We start from the raw sequence: 13,504 nt of genomic DNA, 5'->3' as shown, positions 1-13,504 counted from the left end.
TGCCTATTGCCTTCCCTAAAACCTTTCGCCAATACCAAAATTGATGCGGCTATCACCATCATCGTTGATACCGTAGTCAATCCGAATGGGTCCCAATGGTGACTGGACTCGCACACCAAGACCATAGCCGTAGCCTGTACCGTTTTTGTTTAGTATCTCACCTGCTCTGGTAGTTGAGCCTAAGTCACTGCCAACATCAAAGAATAATGCGCCGCTAACGACTGAGAAAACGGGAAAGCGGTATTCCACGGAGGCTTGTACATAGCTGCGTCCACTGCTTAAGGCACCTTCTTCATAACCCCGAACTGAGTTACTACCACCCAGAGTAAAGGCTTCATAAGGAGGCAAATCGCCCAGGACTGTACCACCTTGGATGTTAAAAGCTAGGGTTTCCGGTCCTTTAGTAAAGCCTGTGAATTTCACGGGTAAATATTGACTATAGCTACCCCGGAATCTAGTGAGGAAGATATTACCTGCGCCAACGGGTACTGATTGATCTACACCCACACGTAGGAAAGAACCGCTAGTTGGTTGTAAAGGATTATTACGGAGATCACGCTGTGCGCCTAGTTGCAAAAGTAATAGGTCATCTTCACCTGTGCCAGAAAGGCTTAGGGGAATAGATTCACTAATTTGTTCGCCTGCATCGTTAAATACTGCCCCGAATCTTCTCTTGTTACCATCACCATCACGGGTAGAAACTCTTTGATACTGTAACCCAGCCGAAGCAGTCCATTCTGACCGCTCGTAAGGATTAGCCGATAGGGGACGAGTAAATGTGACACCACCACCTAGGCGGGTAACACGGGGACGATCCTGATCATCTGTATCGGTATTTGCAGGATTAACAGTTCTAATGTCGTTGTCTGGCCCATCAAAAACTAAAGAAATGGAACGACGGCGGAAAATATTGGCTGTGTAGGAAGTCCGGTAAGGATCACCTGCAATCCAAGGGTCTGTGAAGCGGAGGTCAAACAGTAATTCCCGTTGACCTACCTGAATTTCTGCCCCTAGCTTTTGGTTTCTGCCACCCAAGTTTTGTTGCTGATAGCTAACTGTACCAAATAGTCCACTAGCAGAACTAATACCAGCCCCAGCCGCGATCGAACCACTACTGCGCTCAACTACATTTACAACTACATCTACCTTACTAGGGTCTGTACCAGGGTCAAGGGAGACATTGACATCTTCAAATAATCCTGTACCGAATACCCGTTGTAGGTCTTTTTGTACGGTGTTGCGGTTGAATACTTGTCCTGGCTTCAACTCCAATTCTCGCGTGATCACGTACTCACGGGTGCGTCCCCGAATTGGTTGTCCTTTTTCGTCAGTTTCTTGACCTTCTTTATCACGGAACCGGACTTTAATATTCTCTACAACCCCTTCGGCTACTTGTAGGGTGACAACTCCACTTTCTGAAACTTGTGGTGCGCCAATCACGTTGGCTAGAACGTATCCTTGGTCTTGATACCGCTTAGTTAATGCCTTGATGCCTTCTTGTAAGTCTCGCAAGTTGAGGATTTTGCCATACTGATCCCGAAAGATTTCATCGGCGGTACCAGATGGAAGTACGGAAGGAATATCAGTACCTGGATTTGCCTGTATTTCTACTTTGGATAATACAGGGTTGGGCTGGACAATGAAGCTGACTCTTACCCCCAATGGTGTATCTTCTGGTACAGCTTGGACGTTGGAGAAAAAGCCTGTGCCAAAGATAGCATTAATATCTTCTTGCAATTGGGAACGGGTGGTTGTCCGTCCTGGTTGGGTACGAATGACGTTGTAAACTTGGGTTTCTAATTCTGGGGTTAATTGCCCAGTCTGTGGTCTAACAACTACTTCAGAAACTAATACACGGGGTTCGGTAGTTTCTGGGGTAGGGGTGGGAGTGTTGAAATTTTCCTGGGTAGGGGTTGGTGTAGGTGTTTGTTCTTCAGTAGTTGGGGGTGTAATCTCTGGGGTAGGTGTTGTTTCCGGTGCTTGTACCAGTTGCTTGGCAGTTCCTGTAGACGGAACTACTTTATTTGTGGCTTTTGTCGCGGTTGCTGCTGGTTGAGATGGAGAGATCACCACAGGAGGCCTCAGAGCTAATGCCTTTTTTGGTGCATCAGTGCTAACGGTAGCACCAGCTGCTATTGGTTCCACTGCGCTAGGGACAAGATCAGGAAAAGATTTTGGCTTTTGATGAGAAGGGTTTGAGGTTGTTGCCAGTTCTAAAGTAGGTACTACAACCTCTTTTGTTGTCTTTGCTTCCGACTTGGTTGACTGATTGAGAGATGATAAAGCAGCTGCTGGTGTCTCTTCCCATGTCTTAACTTCGGTGAAGTTAGACTGGGATGAGGTGATTTCATTTTGTTCCATCTGCTGATTAGTCGCAGGTGGGAAAACTTTTACAGTCTGCTCTACACTGTTAGGAGTTTGTGCATTTGCACTTAAAGAACTACTTAAGGGCGCTGTAATGGCTACAGCTGCCAGCAAAACTGGGGATAAACGCATATTACTTATATTCCTCTTCACATCCACACACCATCACCAAGCAATATTATTCTCTTGCCAAAGATATATTACTTTTACTTGTTGCTTTCACTTATCTATTTTTTTGTTTCTACTGCCTGTAGCACTCTTTGTAAAACCTCCTCATAAGCATCTTCTACATTACCCAAATCTTTACGGAAGCGGTCTTTGTCCAAGACACGGCGATTGGGATCTGTTTCTGTTGTCTTCCACAAACGGCAGGTATCGGGACTAATTTCATCCGCTAAGAGTATTTGCTGTTGTGAGTCCAAACCAAATTCTAGTTTGAAGTCTACTAAGGTAATACCGCACCCCAGCCAAAATTCCTTGAGGAATTCGTTAATTTGCAATGCAAGATGCGTAATTTCATCTACTTGTTCCGCAGTAGCTAGTTCCATCAGTAAGAGGCGATCGCGTGTTAATAGTGGATCTCCCAATTGATCATTTTTATAATAAAACTCTACTAGGGGTTGCTTTAAAACTGTACCTAGTGCTAACCCTGTTTGTTGACACAGACTACCAGCAGCAATATTGCGGACAACCACTTCTAAAGGCAAGATTTTGACTGCTTTCACTCGCATTTGATGCGGTTGAGGATTATCTATAAAGTGAGTCTTTATACCGGATAGTTCCAATTGTTGAAAAAGCTGACTGGCAATACTACAGTTTATCCTCCCTTTACCAAGGATACTGCCTCGCTTTTGAGCGTTAAATGCGGTGGCATCGTCTTTAAAATCAGCTAGCAAAACTTCCGGATCGTCAGTTGTATAAAGAATTTTTGCTTTGCCTTCGTATAGTTTGGAATGAACAGACATGATGGGAGGTAAAGTGGTAAGCGATGGACAAAGTTTGTCCTTTAGGGCTTCACTATTTTATCTTTAGTCATTGAATATTAACCATCAGCCTGTAGTCAAAGCATCATCTATTTGTATTGGAGACTACATTTTTCTAGACAAATAGAGAATTGGGGGCGCAATTCAGGAATTTTAACTACTGAGTATATAACCTTTAACAGAGGCTCATTGTCTTTTAACTGTGATACTGTGAGACCCACAGTTTATTTTTAACATCAACACTGATAGTGTTTTTTGTCAATATTTCAGTCCAGCTAAAAATATAAGTATATAGGGATACCATGTACTTTTATGACAAGAAGGAAAATTTACAAGACACTTTTATAAAAAGTGAAATAAGATGAAATAAATCGTTAATAATTTCCAGGAGATTTTACTATCTGCTCTCTAAGACTTACTCAGAATTTGGTTAATTCATCTGATTTTTAAATGATTTATAGTGAGAATTATCTATATTCAAAGTCAAAAAGATTTAACTCCTCTATAAAATCCCTCTTTGTTGGTTATAAAAATTGGATTTGACTTAACTATGAGACAAGAGATATAAAATAAATTAATTTAGGCTATCAGGAAAGTTTTGATTAGTTGCATAGTTGGATTCATTACCTGTTTTAAGAATAAAAAGTCCGAAAATTGGTTTAGCTAGTATCATTATTTTTTGTAAATTTCAATGAATCAATTTTAGATAGTTCCTAATAGAAATATCCAAATTTTCTAAGTAAAAAATAAACTGTCTGCTAGTGATTTAGTTTCAAATAGGAAAACAGAGAGGATTTGAAGAAATGGAGCGCATAATAGTGAACAAAGATGATTTTATCTATCCTCGTGGACGTTATTACGGTCAAGTAAAGCCAGAAAACCTAGTTTTTAACGCCAATCTTCAAGAATTTGCCCAAAGGGTGAGTTACATTTGTAATTTAGAAACTGGCGGAAAGCTATCACCAGACGAAGCTTACGAACAAATTAAAGCTTTATGGAAAAACTTGAAGCGCACTAAAAAACAACTGCAAATTGGTGAAAACCCATTTCAGAACGATAGCGATAACCCTGAAAGTTAGGGTATGGGAGACTGAGGACTGGCAGCACAGAGAAAAGCTAATGACTATTAACTATTTTATTATCATTGTCCACACGCCATCCCAATCTTTTGGCGGTGGTGTATGTTGGTAATTATAAGCGCGTTCTAAGTGGAGATTAACTGCTTGATCTGTGGGTTGAATATGTTTGGCAGCTTCAAAACAGGCGATCGCTTGAGTAAAATTGCGTGATAGATAAGCAGCACGTCCAGCATGGTAGTGAAACAAAAACTCTTGGGTTTTAGTGTCTAGAGGGGTGCTGCGATCGCTAATTAACTCATATATATTTACCGCCTGGTGTTTGCCTTTGACGCGGATTTTATCTAATTGCCTTACCCAAATGCGATCGCTGCATAATTGGTAGGTAAATTCGCTCAAAATAATGTCACAACCGTATTCTTTAGTGACTGTCTCTAAGCGCGAACCTAAATTTACAGCATCCCCAATCACGGTGTAATCCATGCGTTTTTGCGAACCGATATTTCCTGAAACTACTTCCCCAGAACTAATACCAATGCCGATATGAATTTGTGGCTGTGATTGGATAATTCGCCGTTGATTAAATTCTGCTAGACGGTGGCGCATTTCTAAAGCTGATTGTAATGCCTGCCAAGCATGGTTTTCTGTGAGTGTAATGGGTGCGCCAAATACTGCCATTAAGGCATCACCAATAAATTTATCAAGAGTTCCTTCATAGTTAAAAACTGCCTCTACCATTGTTTCAAAATACTGATTCAACAGTGCCACAACTTCCGCCGCTCCCAAATTTTCGGTCAGTGTGGTGTAACCCCGAATATCTGAAAATAAAATAGTCACTTCCTTACGTTCTCCCACCATTAAGGCATCTTCTCCTAATGCCATGACTTGTTGGGCTACGTGGGGCGTGAGGTAGCGATACATGGTAGTCTTGAGGCGTTTTTCTTGGCTAATGTCTTCCAAAACTACCAACCCACCCCTAACTCCGCCTTCTGGGTTGGTGAGAGGATTAACAGTAAGATTGATACTGCGTTCTAGGGTTTTTACCTGATTCTCGTTGAGAAAGTTTGATTGGGGAGTGAGGGGTAAATTCCAGGGAATAAAAACATTGGGATTGGTGCGATCGCGCACAGTCAAAATAAAATATTGCGGTTCATTTGTCAGTCCTTCCTCAATACTCTGTGATTGATAAATCCCTACTGTCAAACTTTGCTCTGGTACATAATGTTTAGCACCAGTTTTTAAACTATCTTCTAAACGCATCTGTAAATTTTCAACTGGTACTACCTCCCAAACTAGGCGACCAATTAAATTTTGTTCCCATAGTAATTTATTATTTTTATGATTAATTTCTCCTAAAGGACATCCTAATAACTGTAAAGCTGCATCATTAATTGTGACAATCCGACCAGCCATATCAGTAGAAATTACTGCATCAGATAAACTTTGCAAAATATCTTTTTGATACTGTTTTTCTAATAGCACATTTTCAAATAAGCGGGCATTTTCTAAGGCAATTCCAGCCTGAATATTAAATGCCCGCATAAACTCTTCATCAGAAGCAGTAAAACTACCTTGTTGCTTATTAATTAATTGTGTTACTCCAATCAATTCATTGGCTGAATTAAATACTGGTAAACAGAGAATATTACGAGTTATATAGCCAGTTTTTCTATCTGTTGAAGGGTCAAATCTGGGGTCTTTATAGGCATCGGGAATATTAAGTGCTTCACCTGTTGATGCTACATAACCAGCAATACCACGGTGGGCAGAAATGCGAATTTCCATTAAGTTTGTCGTGTCTTCTGCTGCTGCTACTTTTGTCCACAGTTCCCCCATTTCTTTACGATACAAAAATAATGTACTGCGGTCTGCTTGCATTAAAATGCGGGCTTGTTCCATCACTATTTGCAAAGTAGCTTCTAAATCTAAACTTTGCCCTAGTGTTTGTGTTGCCCTTAACAGAGCCGTTGCACCTCGTTGATTCCGGGCTGCTACATAAAAAGATTGGCAAGTTTCTAAAATAATCCCGATAGAAGCCGCAAAATCTCGAAAATGTTCCTCATCTTCCAAATTAAAAGGTACATTTCCCGTTTTATTTGCTAGTTGTACAACAGCTACCACTTGGTTTTTACTGCTAACAACAGGCATACATAAAATATTGTAAATTTTATAGCCCATTTGTTTTTCTAAATCTGGGCTAAAGAGAGGATGAGTAATAGTTTCCCCAATATTTAAAGATTGACCTGTACTAGCAACATGACCAGGAATACCAAAATTAATAGGAGTACGAATTTCTAAAAATTTCTGCCCGTTATCTTGCGGAACTTTTGACCACAATTGACCTTTATCATTGTCAACTAAAAAAATAGCTGTATGTTCTGCCTGGAGAATTTGACCAATTTTGAGCGTAATAGCTTCTAAAACTTTCTCCAGCATATTTTCTAGAGCTTCATTATTAATTAGTTCAATGGCTCTCAGAAATTGCTGAAACTCGGCGGTGATAAAGTCTAGTAAACAAACAAATTCATTAACAGAAAGGTCTTTGACACGACGTAATAGTGTGTGGGTACGATTAACTTGAGTTAGTTCTGTTAATGTAGCCAAAACGCTACCAGGATTAGGAAGAGTCATTAGTTAATAGGCAATAGGCAATAGGTAATAGGCAATAGGCAATAGGTAATGTTCTTCCTCATCTTCCTCATCTTCCTCATCTCCCCTACACCCCTACCTTCTCAGCAAACATCACTTTTTGATAATAATCTTGTAACTGGCGCGTGGCTGATGCCCAGCCCCATTTTTCAGCCTCTCGACGAGCATTTTGACGGATAGCATCGCGTTCTTGTTTGTGTTCTAAAAGGCGAATAGTAGAATCAATGGCATCTTGAATATCAGCTTTTGGATCAAAAAGATAGCCATTGACACCATCTGTAACAATATCGGGAATGCCGCCAGAACGGGCTGCTACTACGGGACAGCCGGCTGCCATTGCTTCTAGTAGAACTAAGCCTAGGGTTTCTGTTCGGGAAGGAAAGATAAACGCATCGGCGCTAGCAAAGGCAGCCCCTAACTCACGCCCCATGAGATAGCCTACAAAGTGGGTATTTGTGCCTGCAAAGTGTTTTTCTAAGGCTTGGCGGTGGGGGCCATCTCCTACCAGTGCTAATCGGGCTGTGGGAATGGCTTCAAGGATGGGTTTGATGCGTTCTATTTCTTTTTCGGCAGAAAGACGGCCAACATACAGTAATAATGGGCTTTCTGGATGATTCTGCGTTAGGCGATCGCGCATTTCTAAACTAGCTAAATCGGGGTGAAATAGTTCTGTATCTACTCCCCGTTGCCATAAATCTACCCGCTCAATACCATGCGCTGACAGTTCTGCCATCATTGCCGTAGAAGTACAGAGATTCAAGGCTGCTTGATTATGCCCTGCTTTCAGTAGTTCCCACAGCAACCCTTCTAACATCCCCAAGCCGTAATGCTGAAGATATTGGGGCAAATGGGTATGGTAAGAAGCCACTAAAGGCAGTTTTAGGACTTTGCTATAAAAAATCCCGGACAATCCCAAAACTGCCGGGTTCACAACATGAATAATATCGGGCTGAAACTGTTCTAGGGCATAACCAATAGCTGGGCGGGGTAATGCCATTTTCAATTCTGGATACAGAGGTAAGGGAAAGCCACTAACGCCGTAAACTTTCGCTCCTTTGTGTTCCGTAATTCCACCGTCTGGGGCTATGACTAAAACTTGATTTCCCTGACGTTGCAAGTGATCAACGGTATGACGTAGGCGTGTGACAATACCGTCAACCTTGGGTAGAAAGGTTTCGGTGAATAAGGCAATTCTCATACAAAACTATTTAGTCAACAAAAAGGGTGTAGGGGTACGTAGATGTAAAGGTGTAGGTGTACAGAACCCTTATATCCTTACACCCTCATACCCTTATACCTCTAGAAAACGAAGAAGCTGTTTGCTCTAGTGCTTGTTTAACTTCTATGCCAAGAGACTTTAGGTAAAATCTGCTTTTGATCAACTCGTTTTTGATATTTGATGGCAAAGTTTAACAAAGAATCGAGTAGAGAATCAGAGAGATAGTGAGGCTGTAAACCTAAATCGAGTAATTTAGTGTTTTTAGCGTTGAAGTAATGTTCTTCTTTCTCGACTCTCGGATTCTCTAAGTTATTGATGTCTACATTCAATCCCAAAGCATTACCGGCTTTCTTCACCATTAATGCCAAATCACCGACGCTAAATTGTTCGGTAAATTGGTTAAAGACGCGGAATTCACCTGGTTGTGCTGGATTAGCGATCGCAATTTCAATACATCGGACTGTATCCCGAATATCCAAAAATCCGCGAGTTTGTCCGCCTTTACCGTAAACAGTCAGGGGATGGCCAATCGCCGCTTGAATACAGAAACGATTCAATGCTGTCCCAAACACGCCATCGTAATCTAGACGGTTAATCAGCAATTCATCCATTCCTGTTTCTTCAGTCAGGACACCATAAACCACACCTTGGTTTAAGTCTGTGGCGCGTAAACCCCAAATCCGGCAAGCAAAGTGAATATTATGGCTATCATGTACTTTGCTTAGGTGATACATTGAACCGGGCTGTTTCGGATAAGGTAGGGTATCTTTGCGCCCATTGTGTTCAATGGTGATATAACCTTCTTCAATGTCAATGTTAGGTGTGCCGTATTCACCCATTGTTCCCAACTTCACCAAATGACAGTCGGGAAAATCTGCCTTCATCGCATATAACAGGTTCAATGTGCCAACAACATTATTGACCTGGGTCAGAACTGCGTGTTCTCGGTCAATCATGGAAAATGGTGCTGAACGCTGTTCACCAAAATGCACTATGGCATTTGGCTCAAATTGGCGCAACACTTTGTGCAGAAATTCGTAGTTGGTAATATCGCCAACGAACAAGTCAATAGATTTACCTGTTAAATCTTGCCAGCGTTGGAGGCGTTGCTGAATTGGTGCGATCGGCGTTAGGGTTTCGATACCCAATTCATTATCCCAATGCCGACGCACTAAACTATCTAATATTCCAACTTCATAACCGCGATTGGAAAGATAAAGTGCGGTTGCCCAACCGCAATATCCATCGCCACCAATAACTAGGACTTTCATTTTCACCAGTTTGTACTCGCTGTTAGCTAAATCTATCAGGTTTCTGCCCCTGCTCACTCATCAATCTGAAGGATGTGACGAAATTAGGGAACAGGATATAGGTGAATCGGCGCAATCTTCTCTACGAGGCGCTACGCGTTGGCGTAAGCCTCTCATAGAGAAGGAGGTTGCCCCCATGTTGACGCGCAGGGTATGACGGCTACTTAGTAATTCGATACTGTTGGGCTATGTAGTAAAACAAACGATAGTAATCTGGAAATTCTTGACTGGGGCTGCGTCCCTGCAAGTAGTATTTTACTTGATTCTGCGTCAGTGTCATGGTCATGGAACTTACGGAATGGCCCACATCTACAAGTATTATCCCTGACACACCTTGGACGGTTCTAAAATTCGGACTGGTTGGGATTTTAGTGTCTGATTCTTTGGGTGTTACATCCGATAACTGATTACTTGCCCACCCACGAATTTCTACAGATTTGTTTCGAGGTGACACAAAAGCTATCCCATCATCATTGCTGGGTGCGGCTAAAGTTTCCCAGTTGCTGGGATAGGGAAACTCAAAGCCATAACGGGAATTAGTGTAAGTCTTCCAAGAAGCGTTCGAGACATTGGTACTAGGTGCAGAACATCCCCACAGCATGAAGAGCAAAGTACATAGACAAAGAATTAACTTGCCGTTAGGCATCACTTCACCAACTACTTGATATTGAGTATTAATTAATTGAATCAATGCCCGAATTTTTGCTGTTGAGACAGACACAATTCCACTTGTAATTAAACCCAGAATTGACTTGATATACAGGAATTCCACAAAAATATCAGTCCCTAGCCTCTATAGAGAAATCATTAAGTATTAGTGTCTTAGATAACTTTTATTAGTCACAACATCTGTAACAAAATAGTTTACATTGTAAAGAAGTATGACAAAATTGCTGTCAAAACGTCTTGCTGTCTTGACAACCAAGCTGGCAGTCGATAACGTGATATACATACCCGGGTAAGACCACTAAAGAGTTATATGCAATCTAAGCAAAAGGTTACGTTGTACTTATCGTCAGAACTGCACAAAAAGCTGAAGATTCGGTCAGCAATAGATTCCGAACCAATGTCAGACCTTGCTGAACGCGCCCTTGTTTTTTACCTAACTAACTCAGATTTAGTTGATGAATTAGAAGCTTCTGCTTACGGACAAACTCATAGAGTTTATGCTTGTCCCACTTGTGAAAGTTCACTGGCGTTGCGTGATGGGGAGTTGGTAGCTTTAGGAAGTCAACCAGGAATCATCGGTCATGAGCATCTTCCTATTGATGAAATGGCTGAAGATGAAACCCATCCCAAGGGTGAGGAAGAATTGGTTCCTTGCTAGATAGGAATTAAGGTAAGTAATTTATATTTTCGGTTGTTGTTGCCAACAAAACGATGTCTGTACTGTACTAGGGTCTCAAGTAGGTCGATTTATGAAAGAAGAGCTCAATATTCTAATTCAGGCTCAATACCCACTAATCTACCTTGTGACCTCCGAGGAAGAGCGGGCAGAGCAATCAATTTCCACAATCGCCCAATTGCTAAGGCCTCAACGCCGAGTCTTTGTTTGGACAGTAACTCATGGCATCGTGGAGTACGGTCAAACCCGGAGTGTAAGTCAACACAACACCCTTTCTCCAGAGGCGGCAATCGGTTGGATCATTCAGCAAAAAGAACCCGGTATATTTATTCTTAAAGATTTACATCCTTTTATTGATGCTCCTGCGACCACAAGGTCATTACGTGATGCGATCGCTAGTTTTAAGGGTATGCAAAAGAACATCATTTTGATGTCACCATTTCAGCAAGTACCCATTGAACTAGAAAAAGAGGTCGTGGTTCTGGATTTCCAACTGCCAGATATGTCAGAGTTAAACAAAGTTTTGACTCACCATCTCGACCACCATCGTGGGCAGCGTTTGACTACAGAAGCGCGGGAAAAACTCCTCAGAGCGGCTTTAGGCTTAACTAAAGATGAATCTGAGAAAGTGTATCGTAAAGCCCAAGTCACCACAGGACGGCTGACAGAAGCAGAAGTAGATATAGTTCTATCTGAGAAAAAGCAACTGATTCGGCGCAATGGTATCCTAGAATACATTGAAGAAGATGAAACCATTGATGCGATCGGCGGCTTGGAAGAGCTAAAAAAATGGCTCAAGCAACGCTCTAACGCTTTTACAGAGAGAGCCAGAGAGTATGGTCTACCTCAACCGAAAGGGATGCTAATTTTAGGGGTTCCTGGTTGTGGTAAATCACTCATCGCCAAAACAACATCCCGACTGTGGGGTTTACCACTGTTGCGCTTGGATATGGGGCGAGTTTACGACGGCTCAATGGTGGGACGAAGTGAAGCTAATCTGCGTAATGCCCTAAAAACAGCAGAATCCATCTCCCCGGCAATTCTGTTTATCGACGAATTAGATAAATCCTTTGCTGGTAGTGCTGGTTCTGGTGATTCCGATGGCGGCACATCTAGCAGGATATTTGGGTCTTTCCTCACATGGATGCAAGAGAAAAAATCTCCAGTGTTTGTTATGGCTACAGCCAACCGAGTAGAACGCTTACCTGGGGAGTTCTTGAGGAAAGGTCGTTTCGATGAAATTTTCTTTGTGGATCTGCCCACACCTGAAGAACGATGTGATATCTTCAAGATCCACCTCAATAAGCGCCGTGAAGACATCTCCCGGTTTGACTTGGAGCAACTAGCCAAGATGTCCGATGGTTTTTCTGGGGCAGAAATTGAACAAGCGTTAATTGCGGCAATGTACGAAGCTTTTGCCCAAGACCGTGAGTTCACCCAATTAGATATTATTGCTGCGCTCAAGGCCACCTTGCCACTGTCTCGCACGATGCAAGAACAAGTCACAGCCCTTAGAGATTGGGCTAGACAGCGAGCCAGACCAGCCGCAGCCTCCGTTGCTGAATATCAGCGAATGGAGTTTTAAAAGCTTTCCCTTGCTCACCCAGGGGGAAAGGCTAGCTCACCCGCTAGCAGTTACGAAAAAAGCCGCATCCTGATAAGCGCGGCTCCCTAAAAACAAACCGTTGTCTTAAAGTTCTCAATCTTCTCATTGGAGGAAACCCAAATGTCTCACTTTAGCACTCTTCGCACCAAAATCACCGATGCCGAAATCCTCAAAGCTTCCTTGCGCGACCTGGGTATCAGCGTAAAAACCGAAGCTGATGTACGCGGTTATAACGGTCAGCGCGTTCGTTCCGACATCGTTGCAGTTTTGGAAGGCGAATATGACTTGGGCTGGTCTCGCAACAGCGATGGTTCTTTTGACCTCATCGCTGACCTGTGGGGTGTTGCTAAGAAGCACAACCAAACCGAGTTAATCAACTCCATCAACCAAAAATACGCTGTTAACAAAACATTGGCAGAAGTAAAACAGCGCGGTTTGCAAAACGCAAATGTGAAATTAGTATTGCAATAACAATTTCTCTGCGCGTTCCCAAAGCTGCACGGGTTAACCAATTTATAGCGGTTAGCCCGCTTTTTTTATGGGTTTAATCGGTCAATTGCTGCACTCAGCTTGATTGTCAAAAAACCCTTGACTTCCTCATGTTCCCCTATTGGTTGTGCCATCTCAACAATGCTTCCATTATGTAATTCGTAGCGTACCGCAGTATTTTCGGGTAGCCAATCGACAAATTCCTCAAATGTTACTGGCTTGGGTATGGCTTGAGTCATAGCTGTTGAAGAATTACTGCTTTGAATATATTATCTATAATGTAAATCGTGATTGAGTTGACAAAATTCATCAGATCGTCACTTATAGCGATCGCACTCGGTAATTCCAATACTATTGGTGTAATTTCGGTAATGCTGTGTAGAGCTATTTTTTCTTTAGGTAATAATTTGGGTTCTTCAGTACCTAATATGCTAAAAATGCCTGTAAATAAGTTTGAAACCCT

General features: G+C 42.2%; 10 protein-coding genes and 1 pseudogene. 4 read left to right on the top strand and 7 right to left on the bottom strand.

All coding sequences use genetic code 11. The features are described 5' to 3' along the window. Positions 1–15: 15 nt before the first annotated feature. Both NOS7524_RS00865 and purC read right to left on the bottom strand, forming a co-directional pair. Positions 16–2,496, bottom strand: a complete 2,481-nt coding sequence (locus NOS7524_RS00865) for a BamA/TamA family outer membrane protein (RefSeq protein WP_015136562.1) — start codon at positions 2,494–2,496, stop codon at positions 16–18. Positions 2,497–2,591: 95 nt separating this feature from the next. Continuing rightward, a complete protein-coding gene (gene purC / locus NOS7524_RS00860; protein ID WP_015136561.1) occupies positions 2,592–3,329 on the bottom strand; it encodes a phosphoribosylaminoimidazolesuccinocarboxamide synthase in 738 nt (245 codons plus the stop codon). 821 nt (positions 3,330–4,150) lie between these two features. Between purC and NOS7524_RS00855 the strand changes: the two genes are divergently transcribed. Then, entirely contained in the window at positions 4,151–4,426 is a 276-nt protein-coding gene (locus NOS7524_RS00855) for a DUF7219 family protein (RefSeq protein ID WP_015136560.1), read from the top strand. Positions 4,427–4,477: 51 nt separating this feature from the next. Here NOS7524_RS00855 and NOS7524_RS00850 read toward each other — a convergent pair whose 3' ends face one another. From NOS7524_RS00850 to NOS7524_RS00835, 4 genes are all read right to left on the bottom strand, one after another. Beyond that, positions 4,478–7,054 (bottom strand): GAF domain-containing protein, encoded by a 2,577-nt coding sequence (locus NOS7524_RS00850; protein ID WP_015136559.1) that lies wholly within the window; start codon positions 7,052–7,054, stop codon positions 4,478–4,480. Positions 7,055–7,139: 85 nt separating this feature from the next. After that, positions 7,140–8,270, bottom strand: coding sequence for a glycosyltransferase family 4 protein (locus NOS7524_RS00845; protein ID WP_015136558.1), 1,131 nt, complete (start codon positions 8,268–8,270; stop codon positions 7,140–7,142). A gap of 137 nt (positions 8,271–8,407) precedes the next feature. Next, the gene (locus tag NOS7524_RS00840) at positions 8,408–9,562 is read right to left on the bottom strand and encodes an NAD-dependent epimerase/dehydratase family protein (RefSeq protein WP_015136557.1); all 1,155 of its coding nucleotides are present in this window, start codon (positions 9,560–9,562) and stop codon (positions 8,408–8,410) included. 199 nt (positions 9,563–9,761) lie between these two features. Continuing rightward, the gene (locus NOS7524_RS00835; protein WP_327084599.1) at positions 9,762–10,322 is read right to left on the bottom strand and encodes a hypothetical protein; all 561 of its coding nucleotides are present in this window, start codon (positions 10,320–10,322) and stop codon (positions 9,762–9,764) included. 258 nt (positions 10,323–10,580) lie between these two features. On the opposite strand from NOS7524_RS00835, the gene NOS7524_RS00830 reads away from it, so the two are divergent. From NOS7524_RS00830 to NOS7524_RS00820, 3 genes are all read left to right on the top strand, one after another. After that, positions 10,581–10,928: a hypothetical protein gene (locus NOS7524_RS00830; protein ID WP_015136555.1), complete on the top strand. Its 348-nt coding sequence runs from the start codon at positions 10,581–10,583 to the stop codon at positions 10,926–10,928. Between the two features lie 91 nt (positions 10,929–11,019). Next, positions 11,020–12,531, top strand: coding sequence for a stress-responsive protein Ycf46 (ycf46, locus tag NOS7524_RS00825; protein WP_015136554.1), 1,512 nt, complete (start codon positions 11,020–11,022; stop codon positions 12,529–12,531). Between the two features lie 141 nt (positions 12,532–12,672). Further along, positions 12,673–13,023, top strand: a complete 351-nt coding sequence (locus tag NOS7524_RS00820) for a DUF1257 domain-containing protein (protein WP_015136553.1) — start codon at positions 12,673–12,675, stop codon at positions 13,021–13,023. 71 nt (positions 13,024–13,094) lie between these two features. Here the strand turns inward: NOS7524_RS00820 and NOS7524_RS00815 are convergent. Further along, positions 13,095–13,280, bottom strand: a pseudogene (locus NOS7524_RS00815) (Uma2 family endonuclease); the annotation flags it as partial. Positions 13,281–13,504: the final 224 nt, after the last annotated feature.

The sequence above is a fragment of the Nostoc sp. PCC 7524 genome (genome assembly GCF_000316645.1).
Classification (GTDB): Bacteria; Cyanobacteriota; Cyanobacteriia; order Cyanobacteriales; family Nostocaceae; genus Trichormus.
The sequence above is the reverse complement of the archived record's forward strand: the minus strand, read 5'-3'. Positions and strand labels throughout refer to the sequence as shown.

What these genes read in the sequence shown, in the direction of transcription:
- NOS7524_RS00840 (WP_015136557.1), bottom strand. Translation starts at nt 9,562, where the DNA reads ATGAAAGTCCTAGTTATTGGTGGCGATGGATATTGCGGTTGGGCAACC.
- ycf46 (WP_015136554.1), top strand. Translation starts at nt 11,020, where the DNA reads ATGAAAGAAGAGCTCAATATTCTAATTCAGGCTCAATACCCACTAATC.
- NOS7524_RS00845 (WP_015136558.1), bottom strand. Translation starts at nt 8,270, where the DNA reads ATGAGAATTGCCTTATTCACCGAAACCTTTCTACCCAAGGTTGACGGT.
- purC (WP_015136561.1), bottom strand. Translation starts at nt 3,329, where the DNA reads ATGTCTGTTCATTCCAAACTATACGAAGGCAAAGCAAAAATTCTTTAT.
- NOS7524_RS00855 (WP_015136560.1), top strand. Translation starts at nt 4,151, where the DNA reads ATGGAGCGCATAATAGTGAACAAAGATGATTTTATCTATCCTCGTGGA.
- NOS7524_RS00865 (WP_015136562.1), bottom strand. Translation starts at nt 2,496, where the DNA reads ATGCGTTTATCCCCAGTTTTGCTGGCAGCTGTAGCCATTACAGCGCCC.
- NOS7524_RS00850 (WP_015136559.1), bottom strand. Translation starts at nt 7,054, where the DNA reads ATGACTCTTCCTAATCCTGGTAGCGTTTTGGCTACATTAACAGAACTA.
- NOS7524_RS00820 (WP_015136553.1), top strand. Translation starts at nt 12,673, where the DNA reads ATGTCTCACTTTAGCACTCTTCGCACCAAAATCACCGATGCCGAAATC.
- NOS7524_RS00830 (WP_015136555.1), top strand. Translation starts at nt 10,581, where the DNA reads ATGCAATCTAAGCAAAAGGTTACGTTGTACTTATCGTCAGAACTGCAC.